Source organism: Pseudomonas sp. LH21 (genome assembly GCF_036549575.1).
Taxonomy (GTDB): Bacteria; Pseudomonadota; Gammaproteobacteria; order Pseudomonadales; family Pseudomonadaceae; genus Aquipseudomonas; species Aquipseudomonas peradeniyensis.
This window is the reverse complement of sequence record NZ_CP144367.1, coordinates 11,941-34,990: the sequence shown is the minus strand read 5'-3', so window position 1 is coordinate 34,990 and position 23,050 is coordinate 11,941. Positions and strand designations below refer to the sequence as shown.

The following is a 23,050-nucleotide window of genomic DNA, read 5'->3' as shown; positions in this document are numbered from 1 at the left end:
TCACTGCGGAGCACGCCATGAGTAGTTGCGTTCATCTCGCACTGGCACTCGTGCCATTACTAGCCGCTCCAAGCAGCAGCGCTGTGGACAACTGCTGGAGCGTTACAGATGCACAGGCACGTATCGCCCGGCTGGAAAGCGATATGACAGCGCGCGATCCCTACACCGGCATAACGCAATCCGCAGCAAAACTCGCTCACTACCAACAGCAGGTCGAACTGGAGCGCCAATTCATCCGACAGAGCTCCGACGTCAACTGCGCGCCAGTTGACGACGTAGCTCATCCAACACAGGCGCCGTGTCCGGACGCACCCCACGCCAGATAAAGAACGCCTCGGCCGCCTGCTCGGCCAGCATCCCCAGCCCATCCAGCACCTTGGCCGCCCCCAGCTTGCTGGCCCACTGGCAGAACGGTGTCGGCTCCTTGCCATACATCATGTCGTAGCAGACGGTGCGCCCCGCCTCGACCAGGCTGTCGGCAATCGGCGGCAGTTCGCCAGACAAGCTCGCAGAAGTAGCGTTGATGATCACGTCCACCGGCTCCTGCAACCAACTGAAACCACTGGCCACCACCGGCCCCAGCTCATCGAACTCCCGCGCCAGCTGCTCGGCTTTCTCGACGGTACGGTTGGCGATCACCAGCGATTGCGGCTTGTGCGCCAGGATCGGCTCAAGCACACCCCGAACAGCACCGCCAGCGCCAAGGATAAGGATGCGCTTGCCAGCCAAGGTCACCCCGGCGTTCACCGTAAGGTCACGCACCAGCCCGGCGCCGTCGGTGTTGTCGCCTTGCAAGGTACCGTCGGCCAGCTTGGTCAGGGTGTTCACCGCGCCAGCACGTTGCGCACGCGGGGTGAGGCTGTCGCACAGACGATAAGCCTCTTCCTTGAATGGCACGGTGACGTTGGCGCCGCTACCTTGCTTGAAGAAGCCTGTGGCGCAGTCGCTGAACTCGTCCAGAGGCGCCAGCAGGGTGGCGTACTCCAGGTCCTGGCCGGTCTGGTCGGCGAACAGGCGGTGGATCAGCGGCGACTTGCTATGGCCGATGGGGTTGCCGAATACGACGTACTGGTCCATGGGAGCTCCTCGGTTATCCACAGGCTTACTGGGCGAGCCAGTCGCGGTCCTGCAGGAAGTATTCGGTCAGGCGCGCTTCTTCGCTGCCCGGCTCGGCTTTCCAATCGTAGCCCCAACGCACCTGCGGCGGCAGCGACATCAGGATCGACTCGGTACGACCGCCCGACTGCAAACCGAACAGCGTGCCACGGTCGTAGACCAGGTTGAACTCGACGTAGCGGCCACGGCGGTATTCCTGGAATTCACGCTGCTTGGCAGTGTACGGCGTGTCCTTACGGCGCTGGATGATCGGCAGGTAGGCATCGACGTAGGCGTCGCCGATGGCGCGCATGAAGGCGAAGCAGGTGTCGAAGTCCCACTCGTTCAGATCGTCGAAGAACAGGCCGCCGATGCCGCGCGGCTCGCCGCGGTGCTTGAGGTGGAAGTAGCGGTCGCACCAGGCCTTGTAGCGCGGGTAGACGTCGGCGCCGAAAGGCGCGCAGGCCTGCTCGGCGACGCGGTGCCAGTGCACGCAGTCTTCATCAAAGCCGTAGTACGGGGTCAGGTCGAAGCCGCCGCCGAACCACCATACCGCCTCTTCACCTTCCTTCTCGGCGATGAAAAAGCGCACGTTGGCGTGGGAAGTCGGTACGTGCGGGTTGTGCGGGTGGATCACCAGCGACACGCCCAGGGCCTCGAAGCCACGGCCCGCCAGCTCCGGGCGGTGGGCACTGGCCGACGGCGGCAGGCCGGCGCCGAACACGTGGGAGAAGTTCACCCCGCCTTTCTCGATCACCTTGCCCTCGCCGATCACCCGCGTGCGACCGCCGCCACCGGCATCGCGCACCCAGGCATCCTCGACGAAGCGGGCGCCGCCGTCTTCGGTTTCGAGGGCAGAGCAGATGCGGTCTTGCAGGTCGAGCAGGTAGGCTTTTACGGCCTCGGTGCGGCTGGTCATCGGGTCACCTGGAAGGAGCGGGAAAATTCGCCGCGTAGCATACCACCGGCCGACGCCGCGTCGCAGTTGACGGCGGTCAAGCAAAGGCGTCCGATAGAAGGCCTTTGCGACCCTCGACGACAGGAGTGTGTGATGGCCAAGCGTATCCAGTTCAGCCAGCATGGCGGCCCGGAAGTCCTGCAGCTGGTGGAGTTCGACCCGGCACCGCCCGGCCCGCAGCACGTGCGGGTGCGTAACCATGCAATCGGCTTGAATTTCATCGACACCTATTTCCGCAGCGGGCTGTATGCGCCGCCTGCACTGCCTTCCGGGCTGGGTACCGAAGCGGCCGGTGTGGTCGAGGCGGTGGGCGAGGGCGTCAGCCGGATCAAGGTCGGCGACCGCGTGGCCTATGCCGGTGGGCCGCTGGGGGCCTACAGCGAGGTGCATACGCTGCCGGAGGCCAACCTGGTGAAGCTGCCGGAGGCGATCAGCTTCGAACAGGCGGCGGCGGTGATGCTCAAGGGGCTGACCACGCAGTATTTGCTCAAGCAGACCTATGCCCTGCAGCCGGGGGACTTCGTGCTGTTCCATGCCGCCGCCGGTGGTGTGGGCTCGCTGGCGTGCCAGTGGGCCAAGGCCCTGGGCGCGAAGCTGATCGGTACCGTCAGCTCTGCTGAGAAAGCCGAACGGGCCAAGGCCCTCGGTGCCTGGGCGACCATCGACTACAGCCATGAAGACGTGGCCAAGCGCGTGCTGGAGCTGACAGACGGTCAAAAGTGCGCGGTGGTGTATGACGGCGTGGGGGCGGATACCTGGTTGACCTCGCTGGATTGCCTGAGGCCGCGAGGGTTGATGGTGAGCTTCGGCAATGCCTCCGGCGCGGTAACCGGGGTCAACTTGGGGATCCTGTCGCAGAAGGGGTCGTTGTATGTCACCCGGCCGACGCTGGGGAGCTACGCCAACAATGCCGAGAACACCCAGGCCATGGCCGATGATCTGTTCGCGATGATCGCCAGCGGCAAGCTGGTTGTGGATATCCAGCAGCGGTATCCGTTGAGTGAGGCGGCCAAGGCGCAGGCGGAGTTGTCGGCCCGGCGGACCGTTGGCTCGACTGTGCTTCTGCCTTGATGGCTCTATCGCGGGGCAAGCCCGCTCCCACGCCATATCAGAGACCCGCGTGGGAGTGGGCTTGCCCAGCGATGCGATTTCTCAGTCGTAGTGGAACCGACATTGAAGTACAGTCAACTGGCCACCTTCATAGAAGTAGACCAGACGGTGCTCTCGGGTGATGCGACGAGACCAGAACCCGGAAAGATCGCCCTTGAGCGGCTCAGGTTTACCAGTCCCTTTGAAGGGTGTACGGCAGCACTCGCGGATCAGCACATTGACCGTCTCGAAGATCGCCGAATCAGCTTCCCGCCAGTGGTGATAGTCTTCCCATCCCTCGGCAGTGAACGCAACGCTCACGGAATTCCGAGCCTCAGTCTTGTTGCGTTGCTTTGACTTCATGTTCATCGATGATCAGCTCTTGAGTAACTGGCTGACCCGACCGCAGCTGCTCGACTGATGAACGCAAGCGCCTTGCGTTGGCAGAAGACCCTAGCAAGTAAAGGGTCTCCTGCATGCCGTTGTAATCCTCCAGGGACAGCATGACCACCGGCTCGCCACGTTGGCGCGTGATGATCGCCGGCTCGTGGTCGCGGCATACGTCATCCATCGTTTGCTTCAGGTCGGCGCGAGCTTGGCTAAAAGTCAGTACATGCATTTGTCCAATCCTTCCCGGATTACAAAGGAGAGCTGAGCGAACATTGTACAAAGCTGTGTACAAATCTCAACGACCCGCCGTCGGCGTCTTCATCACTCGGGATGGAGTGCTGCGCAAAGCAAAGGGAGATTACCGGCCCAAACCTTCAGCGGGAACGTGATTGGATCGGTGTGACACGTAGGGTATTTCCCAGTTTCTATTTCATCGCGGGGCAAGTCCTCTCCCATGCCATGACCAGAGATCGGCGTGGGAGCGTGCTTGCCCCGCGATTGCGTCAGTTCAGCCGGTGGGCTTCTTCGCCGCTGGCGCCGACTCGATGCCATCGAGCATCGCCTCCACCAACCCCTCCGCCATTTCCAGCGAATGCAGGCTCGACCAATACATGCCTCGTCCCTCATCGCGTAGGTGGTCGAGGGCCTTGATGCCGGTGTCATAGGCACAGCGCAGGTAGAGCGCGACGTGTACCAGGGCGTCGTGGGCTTCGATGTTGGGGTTTACAGTGAAGAGTGGAGGGTGGCCGGCGTCGCAGCGGCCGAAGGGGTGGGTTGTGGTATTTGGGAGTGGTGGATCGGGAACAAGCTTTCTAGTCATGGGAATTCGCTCCTTAAAAAACCACCGGCCCCGCTACCACGCGAATTGGGTGGCGACTGTACGCGAGGTGGTAGACCCGGGCGATTCCCAAACCAGGCAGGCTCGAAAGCCTCCCACGCACAGCCGCCATGGACTGACATGGGGAATCGAATACCCGGGCTACCACACCCGATCGCCAAGTTATTCGGCGACGGTTTGGAGCCTAGAGGCAAGCGTTCCCACTGAGAAGGTAATGGCAGTCGACAGACTGCGTAGGATATTTCTCTGAATGCGAGATGGGCAGCCTTGGGAGGAAAAATCAGAAAGTCCTGAGGGTGCAGAGAATCCCTGTGGGAGCGACACGCGGGGGGTAGGGCCTCGCTTGACCGTGCCGGCTCTGAGGCGTAGCCTTTCTCCCTGAGGTTGTGCTGGTGCGCCGGTTGAGTTTCAAGTTATCCGGGCGAGTGCATCCTTACCCTTTGGCCGCTTAAGCGGCCATTATTTTTGGGCTTGTTTCTATCGCCTTTAGGCACGATGGAATAGAGCTCCGCCTTGGGCTTGCGGGCCGTCAGTTCAAAAATCGCCTCATCATAGATTTCATTGCCATAGCCATCATTTCGGCCAATCGTGCTGCGAAGAGCAGTCATGTGGATCGTGTCCCAGGAAGTGGTGTAACTGAACCAGCCGAAGGCGCCCTGCGGGCGAAAGAGGATGGTCATCGTGGTTCTTGGCTAACGTTGAGTTTGCGGACTTAACCTTCACCAGAGAAACCACGATGACCAAGCCCACTATCGCATTGACCGAGTTGGTTGAGAAAGGGGCAGACGCTGATCTGCTCAAGCAAATGATCCAGTTCGTTGCCCAGCGCATGATGGAGTTCGATGTCGAAGGCCTGTGCGGCGCCGGCTTCGATGTCAAAAGCCCAGACCGGACAAACAGCCGCAATGGCTACCGTGATCGCCTCTGGCAAACCCGCGCCGGTGACGTTGACCTGAAGATCCCGAAGCTGCGCCAGGGCAGCTACTTTCCTGGCTTTCTCGAGCCTCGACGTACCGCCGAGAAGGCCATGGCAGCGGTGATCCAAGAAGCTTACATTCAGGGCGTTTCAACGCGTTCGGTGGACGAGCTGGTCAAGGCCATGGGCATGACCGGCATCTCCAAAAGCCAAGTGTCACGGCTGGCTGGTGAGATCGATGAGCGCGTTCACGCCTTCCTTGACCGACCGCTTGAAGGCGACTGGCCCTATCTCTGGATAGATGCCACCTACGTCAAAGTGCGGGAGGCCGGGCGCATCGTCTCGGTCGCCGTAATAATCGCTGTGGCCGTGAACACCGATGGTGGCCGTGAAGTCCTGGGCATGCGTGTTGGCCCATCAGAAGCCGAGCCGTTCTGGACGGACTTCCTGCGAAGCCTGATGCGGCGTGGCTTACGTGGAGTGAAGTTGGTCATCTCCGATGCCCACGAGGGGCTCAAGGCGGCTGTCTCCAAGGTCTTCAACGCGACCTGGCAGCGCTGCCGCGTGCATTTCATGCGTAACGCCATGGCCCATGTCGGCAAGGGTCAGCGCACCATGGTGGCAGCGCTTCTGCGCACGGTTTTCGCCCAGGACAGCCGTGCCGAATGTCATCAGCAGTGGCGCCTGGTCGCCGATCAGTTGCGCGAAAAGTACCCCAAGATCGCGACGCTCATGGACGGCTGCGAGGATGAAGTGCTGGCGCACATGGCGTTTCCAAAAGCGCACCGTCAGCAGTTGCACAGCACCAATCCACTGGAACGGCTCAACGCTGAAATCAAACGTCGCACCGACGTCGTGGGCATCTTTCCCAACGACCCTGCAATCACACGGCTGGTAGGCGCGATGCTGCTGGAGCAGAACGACGAGTGGTGCCTGCAACGGCGGTATATGCAGTTGGAGGCCTTCGAGGCAGTCAGCGATAATCCACAGGCCAAGCTGTCGGCCGTGATCAACTAAACGGCAAACTCAGTGGTCAAGGCCATGATGAGTTACACCACTTCCCGGGACACGATCAGTCATGTGCGTGGCACTCTTCCAGACCGATGACGCTGCCAGCGCTGCCTTGATTTGCAGAACCATGTCATCAATGGTGTATCCGTCGCGTATCACCCGGCTTCTGTAGGCATGACTGCCAATGAAGACGATGCCCGGATCCTCAAGCTGGGGTAAATCCTGCCCTGCTTTCTGCCTGTTGATCGCTTCGAACTGATCTGCGGTAAATCTGCCTATCTCCACCGCCCTGACCCGATGATTGGACGCTAGCTGCTCCAGATTCGCCCTTATCAGGTACTCGGCATTCTCGAATAGCGGCATTGTTCTAGATGCTCCCGCCGATTTGTGACGCACGGCGAGCAAGCTAGAGGTAGGGGTTCCTGTAGTGAAGGTGGTGGCTTAGGACGGGGGTAGTAGGACGTTTCCCAATTGGATTACTGGGGCCGCTTTGCGGCTCTTTCGCGGCACAAGGCCGCTCCTACAGGGGATCGCGATTGCCTGTAGGAGCGGCCTTGTGCCGCGAAACGAGGGCGCAGCCCTCGCCAGCGGTATCAGCCCGGGCGCACAACCTCGCCGGTCGCCAGGTCGCGAATCAGGCTCGGGTTCTTCCGCCCACCCAACGCCCCACCCAACACCATGTCCAGCTCGTTGTGGAAATACTGCTCCACCCGCAACCGGCTCTTGGCCGCCGGCCGCCCGGCCGGGTTGCAGGAGGTGGAGATCAACGGCCCGACCAGCGCGCACAACTCACGCACCTGTGGATGATCGCTGACCCGCAGCGCCACGGTGTCATGCTGCCCGGTCACCCACTCGGGCAGCAGACCCTGGTGCGGCACCAGCCAGGTGTTCGGCCCAGGCCAAGTGGCGCTCATGCGGTCGATCCAGTCCTGGGGGAAATCCTCGAACAGAAAATCGAACTGGCGAATATTGTCGGCGACCAGGATCAGCCCTTTATCCACAGGCCGCGACTTGAGCGCCAGCAGGCGATACACCGCGTCCTCGTTCCACGGGTCGCAGCCCAGGCCCCAGACCGCTTCCGTCGGATAGGCGATCACTGCACCCGCCTTCACCTCGCGCGCGGCTTGTTGCACACGCCAACTGCTCACCATTTTCCGTCTCTCCGCATAATCGCCGTGCGCGCAGTGTACTTAGCCCGCACGGGCAAACCAACGCCCCGCTTCATTGCTCACCCGGCCTTCGAGCTCCAGCTCGGTGAGGCTGGCCAGTACCTGGGCCAGTGGCAGGCCGCTGCTGCTGGCCAGGCCCTCGGTGGTCTGGGGTGCGGCGTGGAGCAGGGCGATCAATGGATGAGCGGGCTTATCCACAACCGCAGGCGGCAGGTTCTGCCAACCGCGCAGGCTGTCGAGGATCTGTTCCACGCTTTCCACCAGCAGGGCGCCATCGCGGATCAGCTGGTGGCAGCCCTTGGCGCCGGGGTGATGAATGGACCCGGGAATCGCGTACACCTCCCGCCCCTGTTCGGCGGCAAGCCGCGCGGTGATCAACGAACCGCTGGCCAGGCTGGCCTCGACCACCAGCACACCCAGCGACAAGCCGCTGATGATCCGGTTGCGCCGTGGGAAGTTGCCGGCCAGTGGCCCGGCGTCCAGCGGATACTCGGAAACCAGCGCGCTGCCACTGTCGAGCATTGCCCGTGCCAGGTCACGATGGCGCTGTGGATAAAGTTTTTGCAGCCCCGTGCCGAGCACCCCGATGGTGTGCCCGCCGGCCTTCAAAGCGGCCCGATGAGCGGCACCGTCGACGCCCAGCGCCAGCCCGCTGGTGATGGTGAAACCGGCCTGGGAAAGGCAGCGGGAAAACGCGCCTGCGGTATCCAGCGCCGGGGGTGAAGCACGCCTGCTACCCACGATCGCCAGTTGCGGTTTTTCGAGCAAATCGGGGTCGCCCGCGACGAACAGCAGCGGCGGCGGATCGTCTATCTCGGCCAGCAGCGCGGGGTAGCCAGGCCCGTCCCACATCAGTAAATGCTGGCCCGGACGCTCTATCCAGCGCATTGCAGCCAATGCGCCATCGCGCACTTGCGGGCTGCGCCGGGCGTCTATACTGGCAACCTTCAGTCCCAACGCCTGCCAGGCACTGGCCGGCGCGCTGAGTGCCGACGAGGCACTGCCGAACGCTTCGATGAGGGTATGGAAACGACGCAAGCCAATCTCCGGAAGGCTATGAAGACGCAGCCGCGCCTCCAGTTCCGCAGGCGGACAAGGCGACGAACGGGATGGATTCATGGTGGATCATCCTTGATCGACAGGGGGCCAGATACGTGGCACAGCCTGTGGATAACTTTGTGAGTAACACTTTGAAAAGCTGTCCATGACATGGCAGCTATCAAGCCCATAGAGACCCTAGCCAAGCTTCACAGGTGCCGAACGCCCCATTTCCCTTTATTATGTGTGCTCAGTTTTCAACCGACCGCACAGTGACTGCCTGACCGCCATGGCTATTTTGAACATTCTCGAATTTCCCGATCCGCGCCTGCGCACCATCGCCAAACCGGTGACGGAGTTCGACGACGCCTTGAGCCAGCTGATCGACGACATGTTCGAGACCATGTACGAGGCGCCCGGCATCGGCCTGGCCGCGACCCAGGTCAACGTGCACAAGCAGGTCGTGGTGATGGACCTGAGCGAAGACCGCAGCGAACCGCGCGTCTTCATCAACCCCACGGTCGAGGAGCTGACCCACGACATGGGCCAGTACCAGGAAGGCTGCCTGTCGGTGCCCGGCTTCTACGAGAACGTCGATCGCCCGCTGCGCGTGCGGGTCAAGGCCCAGGACCGCGACGGCAAGCCCTACGAACTGGAATGCGAAGGCCTGCTGGCGGTGTGTGTGCAGCACGAGTTCGACCACCTCAACGGCAAGCTGTTCGTCGACTACCTGTCCCAGCTCAAACGCGATCGGATCAAGAAGAAGCTGGAAAAGCAGCACCGCCAGCAAGCCTGATCCCCACCTTCCAGAAGGCTTGCTCCGGCAAGCCTTTTTCTTTTTGAAGAAGCGAGAACTCCATGCGCATCGTCTTCGCAGGCACTCCAGAGTTTGCCGCCGAACACCTCAAGGCCCTGCTCGACAGTCCGTACGAGATCGTGGCCGTCTACACCCAGCCCGATCGCCCGGCCGGCCGTGGCCAGAAGCTCATGCCGAGCGCAGTCAAGGCGCTGGCCGTGGCCCACGACATCCCGGTGTACCAGCCGCAGACCCTGCGCAACGCCGAGGCGCAAGCCGAACTCGCCGCGCTCAAGCCGGACCTGATGGTGGTGGTCGCCTACGGCCTGATCCTGCCGCAGGTGGTGCTGGATATCCCGCGTCTGGGCTGCATCAACAGCCACGCCTCGCTGCTGCCACGCTGGCGCGGTGCGGCGCCGATCCAGCGCGCCGTGGAAGCCGGCGACGCCGAGAGCGGTGTGACCGTGATGCGCATGGAAGCGGGCCTGGACACCGGTCCGATGCTGCTCAAGGTGGTTACCCCGATCAGCGCCGAGGACACCGGCGGCACCCTGCACGACCGCCTCGCCACCATGGGCCCGGGCGCCGTGGTTCAGGCAATCGCCGGCCTGGCCGACGGTTCGCTGCAAGGTGAAGTCCAGGACGATGCCCTGGCCACCTACGCCCACAAGCTGAACAAGGATGAAGCCCGCATCGACTGGAGCCGCCCGGCCGTGGAGCTGGAGCGCCTTATCCGCGCCTTCAACCCCTGGCCGGTGTGCCACAGCAGCCTCGACGGCGAAAGCGTGAAGGTGCTGGCCGCCAACTTGTCCACAGGCAAGGGCACTCCCGGCGAAATCCTCTCCGCCAGCAAGGACGGCCTGGTGGTCGCCTGCGGTGACGGCGCCCTGAGCCTGACCCGCCTGCAACTGCCCGGCGGCAAGGCCCTGGCCTTCAGCGACCTGTTCAACAGCCGCCGCGAGAAGTTCGCCAGTGGCAAGGTGCTCGGCCAATGAACCCACGCCTGGCCGCCGCCCGTGCCCTGGCCGCCGTGCTCAGCGGCAAGGCCTCGCTGAACAGCTCGCTGCCGGCGCAACTGGACAAGGTCGAGGAGCGCGACCGCGGCCTGACCCAGGACCTGGCCTTCGGCACCGCCCGCTGGCAACCGCGCCTGGACCTGCTGGCCGCGCAACTGCTGCAGAAGCCGTTCAAGGCCGCCGACGCCGATGTGCAGGCGCTGCTGCTGGTCGGCCTGTACCAGCTGTTCTACACGCGCATCCCGGCCCACGCCGCCATCGGCGAGACCGTGGGTTGCGCCGACAAGCTCAAGAAGCCGTGGGCCAAGGGCCTGCTCAATGCCGTGCTGCGCCGCGCCCAGCGTGAAGGCGAGGAACTGCTCGCCGGCATGGAACGCGACCCGGTGGTGCGTACTGCCCACCCACGCTGGCTGCAGAAGTCGCTGAAAGCCTTCTGGCCGGAACAATGGGAAGCCATCTGCGCCGCCAACAACGCCCACCCACCGATGATCCTGCGGGTCAATCGCCGCCATCACAGCCGCGACGCCTACCTGGCACTGCTGGCCGAGGCCGGCATTGAGGCCAGCGCCTGCCAGTTCAGCCGCGACGGCATCGTCCTGGCCGAAGCCTGCGACGTACGCGGCCTGCCGGGCTTCGCCGACGGCTGGGTGAGTGTGCAGGACGAAGCCGCGCAGTTGTCCGCCGACCTGCTGGAACTGGCTCCCGGCCAGCGCGTGCTCGACGCCTGCTGCGCCCCCGGCGGCAAGACCTGCCACCTGCTGGAAGCCGAGCCCGGCCTGGCCCACATGGTCGCCATCGACCTGGAAGCCAAGCGCCTGGCCCGTGTGCGCGAAAACCTCGACCGCCTCAAGCTCGACGCCGAGCTGATCGCCTGCGACGCCCGCGACACCGCCAGCTGGTGGGACGGTAAGCCGTTCCAGCGCATCCTGCTCGACGCGCCGTGCTCGGCCACCGGCGTGATCCGCCGCCACCCGGACATCAAGCTGACCCGCCAGGCCGAGGACATCCCGGCCCTGGCCGCGCTGCAAGGCGAGCTGCTAGACACCCTGTGGCCAACCCTGGAAGTGGGCGGCATGCTGCTCTATGCCACCTGCTCGAGCCTACCGACCGAGAACACCGAAGTGATCGACGCCTTCCTCGCCCGCACCCCCGGCGCCCGCGAGCTGGACCTCGCCACCGAGGCCGGCCTGCGCCAGCCCCATGGCCGCCAGTTGCTGGCCCAGGAAGGCGGCCACGACGGTTTCTACTATGCCAAGCTGATCAAGATTGCCGCCTCGCGCGGGTGAAAGAACAAAAAGGGTAGGGAGTAGCGGATGAAGATCATCATCCTCGGCGCAGGCCAGGTAGGCGGTACGCTGGCAGAGCACCTGGCCAGCGAAGCCAACGACATCACCGTGGTCGACACCGACAGCGAGCGCCTGCGCGACCTGGGCGATCGTCTGGACATCCGCACCGTGCAGGGGCGCGCCTCACTGCCGACGGTGTTGCGCCAGGCCGGCGCCGACGACGCCGACATGCTGGTGGCGGTGACCAACAGCGACGAAACCAACATGGTCGCCTGCCAGGTGGCCTATTCGCTGTTCCACACCCCGACCAAGATCGCCCGGGTGCGCGAGTCGGCCTACCTGACCCGCGAAGAGCTGTTCGACAACGACCACATCCCGGTGGACGTGCTGATCAGCCCCGAACAGGTGGTGACCAACTACATCAAGCGCCTGATCGAACACCCGGGCTCGCTGCAGGTGATCGACTTCGCCGAAGGCAAGGCCCAACTGGTGGCGGTCAGGGCTTACTACGGCGGCCCGCTGGTGGGCCAGCAACTGCGCCAGATCCGCGCCCACATGCCCAACGTCGACACCCGCGTGGCGGCGATCTTCCGCCGCGACCGGCCGATCACACCCCAGGGCGACACGGTGATCGAGGCAGACGACGAGGTGTTCTTCATCGCCGCGAAAAAGGACATCCGCGCGGTGATGGGCGAGCTGCGGCGTATCGACGAGACCAACAAGCGCGTGGTCATCGCCGGCGGCGGGCAGATCGGCGAACGCCTGGCCGAGGCCATCGAGAGCCGCTACCAGGTAAAGATCATCGAGATGAACCCAGCGCGCTGTCGCTACCTCTCCGACACCCTCGAGAGCACCGTGGTGCTGCAGGGCAGCGCCTCCGACCGCGACCTGATGCTCGAAGAGAACATCGCCGACGCCGACATCTTCCTGGCCCTGACCAACGACGACGAAGCCAACATCATGTCGTCGCTGCTGGCCAAGCGCCTGGGCTCGCGCAAGGTGATGACCATCATCAACAACCCGGCCTACGTCGACCTGGTGCAGGGCGGCGAGATCGACATCGCCATCAGCCCGCAGTTGGCCACCATCGGCACCTTGCTGGCCCACGTGCGCCGCGGCGATATCGTCAGCGTGCACTCGCTGCGCCGAGGCGCGGCCGAGGCCATCGAGGCGGTGGCCCATGGCGATTCAAAGTCGAGCAAGGTAGTGGGCAAGGCCATCGAGGACATCTCGCTGCCGCCGGGCACCACCATCGGCGCGATCATCCGCGACGAGGAAGTGCTGATCGCCCACGACGACACGGTGATCGAATCGGGCGACCATGTGATCCTGTTCGTTGTGGATAAAAAGCATATCCGGGACGTGGAGAAGCTGTTCCACGTGGGCCTGAGTTTCTTCTAGGAGGGAAGGACATGCGCGAATCGCTGGAGAAAATGCTGGCCAAGGGTGTGGATAACCCGCTGCTGAGGTTCGGGCTGGGCAAGGCCTGGCTGGACGAGGGCAATGGGGTTGAAGCGGCGGTGCACCTGGCTGCCTGTGTGAAGCAGGATCCGAAGTACTCGGCGGCGTGGAAGCTGCTGGGGAAGGCGTATCAGTTGAGCGGGGATCTGGACGGGGCGCGCAAGGCCTGGGAGGAGGGGATCGAGGCGGCGCAGGCCCATGGCGACAAGCAGGCAGAGAAAGAGATGACGGTATTTCTGAAGAAGCTGAACAAATCCAGCACCTGAGTTGAAGCAACCTCGTGGGAGCGGGCTTGCCCCGCGATGGCGTCAACGCTGACGACGCCATCGCGGGACAAGCCCGCTCCCACGATAGACGATGGCCTCAGTACCAGCGCGCCTCGCCCGCCGGACGCTTCTTGAAGCGCTTCATGCCCCACATGTACTGGCTCGGATACTCGCGCACATAACGCTCGACCACCTTGCTCATGGCCGCCGCCGACACGGTCACATCCTCGCTGTACATCTCTTGCGGCGCCGCCTCCAGGAACACCTTGAAACCCGAGCCATCCGGCAGCCGCAGGGCATGCAGGAACACCCCGACCGCCTTGCCGCCGGCCAGCATGTTCGGCACGAACTTGCTGGTCAGCGCCTGGGTGCCCAGGAACGGCACGAACACACCTGCGGACTCCGCCGGCTCCGGGTCGGCAGGAATCCCCACCTGACCACCCCGACGCACTTCCTTGATCACGCTGAGGATGCCTTCCTTGGTCGAAGGCGCCACGCGGTTGCCCATCTGCACGCGCTGTTCGCGCAGCAGGTCATCCACCGCCTTAAGCTTCGGCGGGCGATAGAAGATGATCGGTTTGCACTGGTTGCAATAGAAGTGGTTGAGCACTTCCCAGTTGCCCAGGTGGCTGGTGATACCCACCACGCCCTTGCCCGAGGCCAGGGCCTGTTCCAGCACTTCCAGGCCGTGCACTTCCTTGACCAGCTCCAGCGAGCGCTGCGGCGGCCAGATCCAGGCACAGGCGCTCTCGACGAACGACTTGCCGATGTCCTTCAACGCGCGGCCAACCAGCTGCTCGCGCTCGATCGGGTCCATCTCCGGGAAACACTTGGCCAGGTTGATGCGCACGACATTGCGCGAGCCATTGGGGATTTTCCACATCAACCAGCCGATACCGGCGCCGACGCGCTGCACAGCGCCCCAGGGCAGCTTGGCAAACAGGCGCAGCACCCCGACCATCAGGGCGCCCTTGAACTTTTCCACAGGCGAATTCCTTATTTCAGCAAGGCGCGCATTGTACCCCGTCAGCGCACCAGCGCGGCGTAGCGATCGCAGTCGGTGGTGTGGTCCATGACCATGCCGGTGGCCTGCATGAAGGCGTAGCAGATGGTCGGGCCAACGAACGTGAAGCCGGCCTTCTGCAGGGCCTTGCTCATGGCCTTGGCCTCGTCGGTGACCGCCGGCACGTCGCCGCGCCCCTGGAAATGGTTGATCTTCGGCGCACCGCCGACGAACGACCACAGCCATTCGGCGGGGTTATCCACAGCCAGCCAGGCCAGGGCGTTGCGGCGCACGGCCTTGAGCTTGAGGCGGTTGCGAATGATGCCGGGGTCCAGCATCAGCTCCTCGATGCGCTCGTCGCTCAGGCGCGCCAGTTTCACCGGGTCGAAGCCCTCCAGCACCTGGCGATAGCGCTCGCGTTTCTTCAATACCGTGATCCACGACAACCCCGCCTGGAACCCTTCGAGCAAAAGCATCTCGAAGAGCAACGCCGGATCGCGCTGCGGCGTTCCCCACTCGTGGTCGTGATAGGCCTGGTACAACGGATCGTCGGAACACCAAAAGCAGCGTGGCATAAGGCTCCAATAACGTAGAGGGCGAGGCGAATCGGGTATACTCCCGCTCTTTACATCCGCATCCCCAGATACAGGTGAATTTCGTGAGCCAGCCTACGCCAGCCGTGCGTACCTTCCAAGACCTGATCCTCGCCCTGCAGAACTACTGGGCCGAGCAAGGTTGTGTGGTGCTTCAGCCCTACGATATGGAAGTAGGCGCCGGCACTTTCCACACCGCTACCTTCCTGCGCGCCGTCGGCCCGGAGACCTGGAACGCCGCCTACGTGCAGCCCAGCCGTCGCCCTGCCGACGGGCGGTATGGCGAAAACCCCAACCGCCTGCAGCACTACTACCAGTTCCAGGTGGTGCTCAAGCCGAACCCGGCCAACTTCCAGGAGCTGTACCTCGGCTCGCTGAAAGCCATCGGCCTGGATCCGCTGGTTCACGACATCCGCTTCGTCGAAGACAACTGGGAATCGCCGACCCTCGGCGCCTGGGGCCTGGGTTGGGAAATCTGGCTGAACGGCATGGAGGTGACCCAGTTCACCTACTTCCAGCAGGTCGGCGGCATCGAGTGCTACCCGGTCACCGGTGAGATCACCTACGGCCTGGAGCGCCTGGCCATGTACCTGCAGGGCGTGGACTCGGTCTACGACCTGGTATGGGCCGACGGTCCGTTCGGCAAGGTCACCTACGGCGACGTGTTCCACCAGAACGAAGTGGAACAGTCGACCTACAACTTCGAGCACGCCAACGTCGAGAAGCTGTTCGAACTGTTCGACTTCTACGAAAGCGAAGCGAACCGCCTGATCAAGCTGGACCTGCCGCTGCCGACCTACGAAATGGTCCTGAAGGCCTCGCACACCTTCAACCTGCTGGACGCCCGCCGCGCCATCTCGGTGACCGAGCGCCAGCGCTACATCCTGCGCGTACGTACCCTGGCCCGGGACGTGGCGCAAAGCTATCTGCAAGCCCGCGCACGCCTGGGCTTCCCGATGGCCTCTCCTGAACTGCGTGACGAAGTGTTGGCTAAGCTGGAGGCTGCACAATGAGTGCTCAAGATTTCCTGGTTGAACTGGGCACCGAAGAGCTGCCACCGAAGGCCCTCGCCACCCTGGGCGACGCGTTCCTCGCCGGCATCGAGAAAGGCCTGCAGGCCGCCGGCCTGAACTACACCGGCAAGCAGGTCTATGCCGCGCCGCGCCGCCTGGCCGTGCTGATCCGCCAGCTGGACGTGCAGCAGCCAGACCGCAGCATCAACATCGACGGCCCGCCCGTGCAGGCCGCGTTCAATGCCGAAGGCCAGCCGACCCAGGCCGCCCTGGGCTTCGCCAAGAAGTGCGGCGTGGAGCTGTCGGACATCGACCAGAGCGGCCCCAAGCTGCGCTTCTCCCAGCACATTCCGGGCAAGGCCACCGCCAGCCTGCTGCCGACCATCGTCGAGGATTCGCTCAACGACCTGCCGATCCCCAAGCGCATGCACTGGGGCGCCAGTCGTGAAGAGTTCGTGCGCCCGACCCAGTGGCTGGTGATGCTGCTGGGCGATCAGGTGGTCGACTGCACCATCCTGGCCCAGAAGGCCGGCCGTGAATCCCGTGGCCACCGCTTCCACCACCCGGAAAACGTACTCATCACCACCCCGGCCAACTACGTCGAGGACCTGCGCAAGGCCCACGTGCTGGCCGACTTCGCCGAGCGTCGCGAGCTGATCAGCAAGCGTACCGCCGAGCTTGCCATGCAGCAGGAAGGTACGGCCATCGTGCCGCCGGCGCTGCTGGACGAAGTGACCGCCCTGGTCGAGTGGCCGGTGCCGCTGGTGTGCTCGTTCGAGGAGCGTTTCCTCGAGGTGCCGCAGGAAGCCCTGATCACCACCATGCAGGACAACCAGAAGTACTTCTGCCTGCTGGACAGCGAAGGCAAGCTGCTGCCGCGCTTCATCACCGTGGCCAACGTCGAGAGCCGCGATCCGAAGCAGATCGTGCAGGGCAACGAGAAGGTCGTGCGCCCGCGCCTGACCGACGCCGAGTTCTTCTTCAAGCAGGACAAGAAGCAGCCGCTGGAAAGCTTCAACGAGCGCCTGAAGAACGTGGTGTTCCAGGCTCAGCTGGGCACCGTGTTCGACAAGGCCGAGCGCGTTTCCAAGCTGGCCGCCTTCATTGCCCCGTACATCGGCGGCAGCGCCGCCAACGCCGGCCGTGCCGGCCTGCTGTCCAAGTGCGACCTGGCTTCGGAAATGGTCGGCGAATTCCCTGAAATGCAGGGCATCGCCGGCTACTACTACGCCCTCAACGATGGCGAGCCGCAAGACGTCGCCCTGGCGCTGAACGAGCAGTACATGCCGCGCGGCGCCGGCGCCGAGCTGCCGCAGACCCTCACCGGTGCCGCCGTGGCCATCGCCGACAAGCTCGACACCCTGGTCGGCATCTTCGGCATCGGCATGCTGCCCACCGGCAGCAAGGACCCGTACGCCCTGCGTCGTGCCGCCCTGGGCGTGCTGCGCATCCTGATCGAGAAGCAGCTGGACCTGGACCTGGCCGTCGCGGTCGAGTTCGCGGTCAAGCAGTTCGGTGCCAAGGTCAAGGCCGCCGGCCTGTCCGAGCAGGTGCTGGAGTTCGTCTTCGACCGCCTGCGCGCGCGCTACGAGGACGAAGGCATCGACGTCTCCACCTACCTGTCGGTGCGTGCCCTGAAGCCGGGTTCGGCGCTGGACTTCGACCAGCGCGTGCAGGCCGTGCAGGCCTTCCGCAAGCTGCCGGAAGCCGAAGCCCTGGCCGCGGCGAACAAGCGCGTGTCGAACCTGCTGGGCAAGGCCGAAGGCGCCATCGCCGACCAGGTCGAGCCGAAGTACTTCGACAACGCCAATGAGTTCTCCCTGTACTCGGCCATCCAGCAGGCCGACCAGGCCGTGCAACCGATGGCGGCCGCGCGTCAGTACAGCGAGGCCCTGGCCCGCCTGGCTGCCCTGCGTGACCCGGTCGACGCCTTCTTCGAGGCGGTGATGGTCAACGCCGAGGATGCCAAGGTGCGCGCCAACCGTTATGCCCTGCTCAGCCGCCTGCGCGGCCTGTTCCTGGGCGTGGCCGATATCTCGCTGCTGGGGTGAGTCGTTGAAACTGCTGATTCTTGATCGAGACGGAGTGATCAACCACGACTCCGACGCCTACATCAAGTCGCTGGAGGAGTGGATCCCCATTCCCGGCTCGATCGAGGCCATCGCGCAGTTGAGCAAGGCGGGCTGGACGGTGGCGGTTGCCACCAACCAGTCCGGCATTGCCCGCGGCTACTACCCGCTGGAAACCCTCGAGGCCATGCATGCGCGCCTGCGCGCGCTGGTGGCCGAGCAGGGCGGCGAGGTCGGCCTGATCGTGCATTGCCCGCACGGCCCGGACGAGGGCTGCGACTGCCGCAAGCCCAAGCCCGGCATGCTGCGGACCATTGCCGAGCACTACCAGGTACCGCTGGCCGGCGTATGGTTCGTCGGTGACAGCAAAGGTGACCTGGAGGCGGCCCTGGCCGTCGATGCACAACCCGTGTTGGTAAAAACCGGCAAGGGCGAGAGGACCCTGGAAAAAGGCGTCCCGCAAACTACACTGATTTTCGACGATCTGGCAGCCATCGCCAGAGAACTTATTTAAATGAGTGCGCCAGGACCGGCGCACTTTTCATCAGGCGGGCACGCCCCGCAACGGTACATGCCACTATGTCGATCCTGCAGGCGATCAGAATCTTTCTTTTTTACCTGCTGTTGGGCACCAGTTCGCTGCTGTGGTGCTCGCTGAGCTTCTTCGTCGCGCCTTTCCTGCCGTTCCCCAAGCGCTACAAGTTCATCAACGTGTATTGGTGCCGCTGTGCGCTGTTCCTGGTGAGGACGATCCTGCGGATCGACTACAAGGTCACCGGCGCCGAGAACGTGCCTGACGTACCTTGCGTGATCCTGTCAAACCACCAGAGCACCTGGGAGACGTTCTTCCTGTCGGCGTACTTCTCGCCGCTGAGCCAGGTGCTCAAGCGCGAGTTGCTGTACGTGCCGTTCTTCGGCTGGGCCATGGCCATGCTGCGACCGATCGCCATCGACCGGAAGAACCCGAAGGAGGCCCTGCGCCAGGTTGCCAGCCAGGGCGACGAGCTGCTCAAGCAGGGCACCTGGGTGTTGATCTTCCCCGAAGGCACCCGCGTGCCGCATGGGCAGATGGGCAAGTTCTCCCGCGGCGGCACCGCGCTGGCGGTGAATGCCGGCCTGCCGGTTCTGCCGATCGCCCACAACGCCGGCAAGTTCTGGCCGCGTGAAGGCTGGGGCAAGCGCCCGGGCACCATCGAGGTGGTGATTGGCGAGCCGATGTACCCGGAGGGGACGGGCCCGCGTGCCATCGCCGAGCTCAACGATCGCGCACAGGCATGGAACGAGGCAGTCCAACGCGCCATGGGTTCGCTGCCGCCAGCGGCGGAAAAACCCGAGCAGCAGCCTGCCTGACGATCTGTGGATAACTTGTTAGCAATTTTTGGATTAAGCGTCTTGAAATATAGCTAAGTGATTGAATTAGCTATTTATTTTCATGTATGACGTTTTTCCGAAAATCGTGCATAAGTTTTTTCCCGCGATAAAAAAACCGGCTTTTACGCCGGTTTTTTTGTGCTCGTTTGATGGTGGCATAGCGAGTACGTGGGAGCGGCGGTTCGGCGCCCCGACTTGCCCCGCGATGGATGGCACCGGCTGCGCCGGTATCGCGGGGCAAGCCCGCTCCCACGCTACATCCCTGGCATTGCCTAGACCTTGTCGATATCCACATCCCGAGTCTCTTTCAGGCAGAAGATCCCCACCACCAGGCTCACCCCGGTGATCAGCACCGGGTACCACAGCCCATAGAAGATATCCCCGGTGTACACCACCAACGCGAACGATACCGTCGGCAGGAAGCCGCCGAACCAGCCGTTGCCGATGTGGTAGGGCAGCGACATCGAGGTGTAGCGGATGCGCGTCGGGAACAGCTCGACCATCACCGCCGCCAGCGGCCCGTAGGTCATGGTGGCGATCAGGATCATGGCAACGATCAGCACCACCACCATCACCTGGTTCACATGCGCAGGATCCGCCTTGGCCGGGTAGCCGGCGCTATCGATGGCACTGCGCATGGCCGTCTCGTCGAAGCCATTGATGGTCTTGTCGCCAATGCTGACGATCACCTCGCTGCCAGCGACATTCACCGAACTGTAAGGCAGGCCCTGCTTGACCAGGAACGTCTTGACCTTGTCGCACGGGCTGTCGAAGCGTGCCTTGCCCACCGGGTCGAACTGGAAGGTGCAGCCCTTGGGATCGGCGGTGACGACGATCGGCGCCTGGCGACTGGCAGCGTCGATCTGCGGATTGGCGTAATGGCTCAGGGCCTTGAACAGCGGGAAGTACAACACCGTCGCCAGCAAAAGGCCAAGCATCAGGATCGGCTTGCGTCCGACCCGGTCCGACAGCCAGCCGAAGAACACGAAGAACGGCGCACCGATCACCACACTGATGATCAGCAGCGTGTTGGCCTGGGCCGGGTCCATCTTGAGCATCTGGGTCATGAAGAACAGCACGTAGAACTGCGCGGTGTAGAAGGTCACCGCCTGCCCGGCATTGATGCTGAACAGCGCCGTGAGCACCACCTTCAGGTTCGGCCACGAGGTGAACGACTCGCGGATCGGCGACTTGCTGACCTTGCCCTGGGCCTTCATTTTCACGAAGGCCGGCGACTCGTGCATGCTCATGCGGATCCAGGTGGAAATCGCCAGCAGCACGATCGACAGCAGGAACGGCAGGCGCCAGCCCCAGGTTTCGAACTGGTCGCCACTGATGTAGCGGCTGGCCAGGACCACGAGCAACGACAGCAGCAGGCCGAGGGTGGCGGTGGACTGGATGAAGCCGGTATGGAAACCGCGCTTGCCGGGTGGCGCGTGTTCGGCGACATAGGTGGCCGCGCCGCCGTATTCACCGCCCAGCGCCAGGCCCTGGAGCATGCGCAGCACCACCAGGATGATCGGCGCGGCGATGCCGATGCTGGCGTAGGTGGGCAACAGGCCAACGGCGAAGGTCGACAGGCCCATCAGCACGATGGTCACCAGGAAGGTGTACTTGCGCCCGATCATGTCGCCCAGCCGGCCGAACACCAGCGCGCCGAACGGGCGCACCAGGAAGCCGGCGGCGAAGGCCATCAGGGCGAAGATGAAGGCGGTGGTGTCGTTGACCCCCGCGAAGAACTGCTTGCTGATGACCGCAGCCAGCGCGCCATAGAGAAAAAAGTCATACCACTCGAACACCGTCCCGAGGGATGACGCGAAAATGATCTTGCGCTCTTCACGACGGCTTGGGCTGCTCGCCGCCGCCCCCTGTTCCTGGATGTAATCCGACATCGTTGCTGTCCTCGGCCCGCGGGCCACAGTGATTATTCTTGTTGTTCCACTGCCGGCGACTTGCGATCACAAGCCACCGCTGTTGCAAACACCCGGGTCAGGGCGTCGGTATCGCGCTGGCGTCGCTGAGGTTGGTCTGGGTATTGGCTCCCTTGAGGATCAGTTGTGCCGCCTTTTCGGCAATCATCAACGTGGGTGAACAGGTATTGCCGGAGACGATCTGCGGCATGATCGAGGCGTCGGCCACGCGCAGACCGGGAATGCCATGCACGCGCAGCTGGTTATCCACGACGTCCAGCGCGCCACTGCCCATGCGGCAGGTGCCCACCGGGTGGAAGATGGTGGTGCCGATCTGGCCGGCGGCCTGGTACAGGTCGTTCTCGCTCTGCAAGGCGGGGCCTGGCAAATACTCGCGAGGATCGAAGGCCGCCAGGGCAGGGGCCTGGACGATGCGCCGGGTGAGGCGGATGGCCTCGGCGGCGACGCGCAGGTCCTCGGGGTCGCTCAGGTAGTTGGGGTCGATCACCGGCGCGGCATTCATGTCCGCCGAGCGAATGTCGATGCGTCCACGGCTCGCCGGGCGCAGGTTGCACACCGAGGCGGTGAAGGCCGGAAAGCGATGCAGCGGTTCGCCGAAGCGGTCCAGCGACAGCGGCTGCACGTGGTATTGCAGGTTGGCCGTTGCCTGCTCGGGACCTGAACGGGCGAAGGCGCCCAGCTGGCTCGGCGCCATGGCCAACGGGCCACTGCGGTCGTAAGCGTAGCGCAGGCCCATGCCCAGCTTGCCCCACAGGCTGTTGGCCATCTGATTGAGGGTGCGGGTGTTGTGGACCTGATAGATCAGGCGCAGTTGCAGGTGATCCTGCAGGTTGCCGCCAACCCCGGGCATCTCATGGCGAACCCCGATACCCAAGCCTTCGAGCAGCTTGCGCGGGCCGATGCCGGAGCGTTGCAGAATGCCGGGCGAGCCCACGGAGCCCGCGCACAGGATGATCTCGCGGCGAGCGGCGAACTCGTGCCAGGCGCCTTGCCACAGGGCCTTCACCGCCCGCGCGCGGGTGTTGTCGAGCAGCACCTGGTCGACCTGCACGCCCGTCAACACTGTCAGGTTGGGGCGCTTGAGGATGGGCCTGAGAAACGCCTTGGCCGAGTTCCAGCGCACGCCGCTGCGCTGATTGACCTGAAAGTATCCACAGCCGGCGTTGTCGCCCGTGTTGAAGTCGCCGACCTTGGCGATGCCACTCTGCTCGGCGGCATCGCGGAAGGCATCGAGGATTGGCCAGCTGTAGCGCTGCTGCTCGACCCGCCATTCCCCGTCCGCGCCGTGACTGTCGCTGGCGCCGGCGAAGTGGTTCTCGCTGGCCTTGAACAAGGGCAGCACATCCTTCCACGCCCAGCCGTCGTTGCCTTGCTCGGCCCAGCGGTCGTAGTCGGCGGCCTGGCCACGCATGTAGATCATGCCGTTGATCGACGAGCAGCCGCCCAGCACCTTGCCCCGTGGATAACCCAGGCTGCGACCGTTCAGGCCGGGCTGGGCCTCGGTCTTCAGGCACCAATCGGTGCGTGGATTGCCGATGCAGTAGAGGTAACCGACGGGGATGTGAATCCAGGGATAGTTGTCGCGGCCACCCGCCTCGAGCAGCAATACGTGGCACGAAGGGTCGGCGGACAAGCGGTTGGCCAGCAGGCAACCGGCGGGACCGGCACCCACGACCACATAGTCGTAGACAGGATCGGCTGATGGCATGTGCAACCTCGCGCCTGATTATTATTCTTGTCC

Annotated in this window: 24 protein-coding genes; 11 read left to right on the top strand and 13 right to left on the bottom strand. The window is 63.8% G+C overall.

All coding sequences use genetic code 11. The features are described 5' to 3' along the window. Positions 1 to 252: 252 nt before the first annotated feature. Entirely contained in the window at positions 253 to 1,077 is an 825-nt protein-coding gene (gene aroE / locus VUG52_RS00165; protein ID WP_186732132.1) for a shikimate dehydrogenase, read from the bottom strand. A 25-nt stretch (positions 1,078 to 1,102) separates the two neighbouring features. Then, positions 1,103 to 2,014 (bottom strand): oxygen-dependent coproporphyrinogen oxidase, encoded by a 912-nt coding sequence (hemF, locus tag VUG52_RS00160; protein ID WP_050703160.1) that lies wholly within the window; start codon positions 2,012 to 2,014, stop codon positions 1,103 to 1,105. Between the two features lie 132 nt (positions 2,015 to 2,146). Here hemF and VUG52_RS00155 point away from each other — a divergent pair, with 132 nt between their 5' ends. After that, on the top strand, positions 2,147 to 3,124 hold the full coding sequence (locus VUG52_RS00155) for an NADPH:quinone reductase (RefSeq protein ID WP_050703159.1): 978 nt from the start codon (positions 2,147 to 2,149) through the stop codon (positions 3,122 to 3,124). A gap of 81 nt (positions 3,125 to 3,205) precedes the next feature. Here VUG52_RS00155 and VUG52_RS00150 read toward each other — a convergent pair whose 3' ends face one another. From VUG52_RS00150 to VUG52_RS00135, 4 genes are all read right to left on the bottom strand, one after another. Beyond that, a complete protein-coding gene (locus VUG52_RS00150) occupies positions 3,206 to 3,511 on the bottom strand; it encodes a Txe/YoeB family addiction module toxin (RefSeq protein WP_082337593.1) in 306 nt (101 codons plus the stop codon). Next, complete coding sequence (locus tag VUG52_RS00145; protein WP_046853585.1) at positions 3,477 to 3,761, bottom strand: type II toxin-antitoxin system Phd/YefM family antitoxin; 285 nt, start codon at positions 3,759 to 3,761, stop codon at positions 3,477 to 3,479. Before VUG52_RS00145 ends, VUG52_RS00150 begins: the two co-directional genes overlap by 35 nt. A 279-nt stretch (positions 3,762 to 4,040) precedes the next feature. Then, positions 4,041 to 4,352, bottom strand: a complete 312-nt coding sequence (locus VUG52_RS00140; protein WP_050703158.1) for a hypothetical protein — start codon at positions 4,350 to 4,352, stop codon at positions 4,041 to 4,043. 431 nt (positions 4,353 to 4,783) lie between these two features. Further along, positions 4,784 to 5,050: a hypothetical protein gene (locus tag VUG52_RS00135; RefSeq protein WP_256205946.1), complete on the bottom strand. Its 267-nt coding sequence runs from the start codon at positions 5,048 to 5,050 to the stop codon at positions 4,784 to 4,786. Between the two features lie 56 nt (positions 5,051 to 5,106). Between VUG52_RS00135 and VUG52_RS00130 the strand changes: the two genes are divergently transcribed. Continuing rightward, positions 5,107 to 6,303 (top strand): IS256 family transposase, encoded by a 1,197-nt coding sequence (locus tag VUG52_RS00130; RefSeq protein ID WP_016391483.1) that lies wholly within the window; start codon positions 5,107 to 5,109, stop codon positions 6,301 to 6,303. A gap of 9 nt (positions 6,304 to 6,312) precedes the next feature. Here VUG52_RS00130 and VUG52_RS00125 read toward each other — a convergent pair whose 3' ends face one another. From VUG52_RS00125 to dprA, 3 genes are all read right to left on the bottom strand, one after another. Continuing rightward, positions 6,313 to 6,660, bottom strand: a complete 348-nt coding sequence (locus VUG52_RS00125; protein ID WP_052896150.1) for a hypothetical protein — start codon at positions 6,658 to 6,660, stop codon at positions 6,313 to 6,315. Between the two features lie 230 nt (positions 6,661 to 6,890). Beyond that, a complete protein-coding gene (locus VUG52_RS00120) occupies positions 6,891 to 7,448 on the bottom strand; it encodes an L-threonylcarbamoyladenylate synthase (RefSeq protein ID WP_028690052.1) in 558 nt (185 codons plus the stop codon). Between the two features lie 39 nt (positions 7,449 to 7,487). Continuing rightward, on the bottom strand, positions 7,488 to 8,585 hold the full coding sequence (gene dprA, locus VUG52_RS00115; RefSeq protein WP_050707623.1) for a DNA-processing protein DprA: 1,098 nt from the start codon (positions 8,583 to 8,585) through the stop codon (positions 7,488 to 7,490). A gap of 208 nt (positions 8,586 to 8,793) precedes the next feature. Between dprA and def the strand changes: the two genes are divergently transcribed. From def to VUG52_RS00090, 5 genes are all read left to right on the top strand, one after another. After that, positions 8,794 to 9,300 (top strand): peptide deformylase, encoded by a 507-nt coding sequence (def, locus tag VUG52_RS00110; RefSeq protein WP_028690050.1) that lies wholly within the window; start codon positions 8,794 to 8,796, stop codon positions 9,298 to 9,300. A gap of 62 nt (positions 9,301 to 9,362) precedes the next feature. Further along, entirely contained in the window at positions 9,363 to 10,295 is a 933-nt protein-coding gene (fmt, locus tag VUG52_RS00105; RefSeq protein WP_050707622.1) for a methionyl-tRNA formyltransferase, read from the top strand. After that, a complete protein-coding gene (gene rsmB / locus VUG52_RS00100; RefSeq protein ID WP_050707621.1) occupies positions 10,292 to 11,602 on the top strand; it encodes a 16S rRNA (cytosine(967)-C(5))-methyltransferase RsmB in 1,311 nt (436 codons plus the stop codon). The genes fmt and rsmB overlap by 4 nt, the downstream gene beginning before the upstream one ends. 27 nt (positions 11,603 to 11,629) lie before the next feature. Then, positions 11,630 to 13,003 (top strand): Trk system potassium transporter TrkA, encoded by a 1,374-nt coding sequence (gene trkA, locus VUG52_RS00095; RefSeq protein WP_050707620.1) that lies wholly within the window; start codon positions 11,630 to 11,632, stop codon positions 13,001 to 13,003. 11 nt (positions 13,004 to 13,014) lie between these two features. Continuing rightward, positions 13,015 to 13,329: a tetratricopeptide repeat protein gene (locus tag VUG52_RS00090; protein WP_050707619.1), complete on the top strand. Its 315-nt coding sequence runs from the start codon at positions 13,015 to 13,017 to the stop codon at positions 13,327 to 13,329. A gap of 97 nt (positions 13,330 to 13,426) precedes the next feature. Here VUG52_RS00090 and VUG52_RS00085 read toward each other — a convergent pair whose 3' ends face one another. Together VUG52_RS00085 and VUG52_RS00080 are read right to left on the bottom strand one after the other, a co-directional pair. Continuing rightward, the gene (locus VUG52_RS00085; protein ID WP_331832322.1) at positions 13,427 to 14,314 is read right to left on the bottom strand and encodes a lysophospholipid acyltransferase; all 888 of its coding nucleotides are present in this window, start codon (positions 14,312 to 14,314) and stop codon (positions 13,427 to 13,429) included. Positions 14,315 to 14,355: 41 nt separating this feature from the next. Continuing rightward, entirely contained in the window at positions 14,356 to 14,907 is a 552-nt protein-coding gene (locus VUG52_RS00080; protein WP_331832321.1) for a DNA-3-methyladenine glycosylase I, read from the bottom strand. An 83-nt stretch (positions 14,908 to 14,990) separates the two neighbouring features. On the opposite strand from VUG52_RS00080, the gene glyQ reads away from it, so the two are divergent. From glyQ to VUG52_RS00060, 4 genes are all read left to right on the top strand, one after another. Then, the gene (gene glyQ / locus VUG52_RS00075; RefSeq protein ID WP_011531473.1) at positions 14,991 to 15,938 is read left to right on the top strand and encodes a glycine--tRNA ligase subunit alpha; all 948 of its coding nucleotides are present in this window, start codon (positions 14,991 to 14,993) and stop codon (positions 15,936 to 15,938) included. Further along, positions 15,935 to 17,989, top strand: a complete 2,055-nt coding sequence (glyS, locus tag VUG52_RS00070) for a glycine--tRNA ligase subunit beta (protein ID WP_280081524.1) — start codon at positions 15,935 to 15,937, stop codon at positions 17,987 to 17,989. The genes glyQ and glyS overlap by 4 nt, the downstream gene beginning before the upstream one ends. 4 nt (positions 17,990 to 17,993) lie before the next feature. Then, positions 17,994 to 18,521: a D-glycero-beta-D-manno-heptose 1,7-bisphosphate 7-phosphatase gene (gene gmhB / locus VUG52_RS00065; protein ID WP_062572332.1), complete on the top strand. Its 528-nt coding sequence runs from the start codon at positions 17,994 to 17,996 to the stop codon at positions 18,519 to 18,521. Positions 18,522 to 18,586: 65 nt separating this feature from the next. Then, positions 18,587 to 19,357, top strand: coding sequence for a lysophospholipid acyltransferase family protein (locus VUG52_RS00060; protein ID WP_331832317.1), 771 nt, complete (start codon positions 18,587 to 18,589; stop codon positions 19,355 to 19,357). A 293-nt stretch (positions 19,358 to 19,650) separates the two neighbouring features. Here the strand turns inward: VUG52_RS00060 and VUG52_RS00055 are convergent, their stop codons facing one another. Together VUG52_RS00055 and VUG52_RS00050 are read right to left on the bottom strand one after the other, a co-directional pair. Beyond that, the gene (locus VUG52_RS00055; RefSeq protein ID WP_280081526.1) at positions 19,651 to 21,270 is read right to left on the bottom strand and encodes an MFS transporter; all 1,620 of its coding nucleotides are present in this window, start codon (positions 21,268 to 21,270) and stop codon (positions 19,651 to 19,653) included. Between the two features lie 97 nt (positions 21,271 to 21,367). Then, complete coding sequence (locus VUG52_RS00050) at positions 21,368 to 23,017, bottom strand: GMC family oxidoreductase (RefSeq protein ID WP_331832316.1); 1,650 nt, start codon at positions 23,015 to 23,017, stop codon at positions 21,368 to 21,370. Between the last annotated feature and the right edge of the window lie 33 nt (positions 23,018 to 23,050).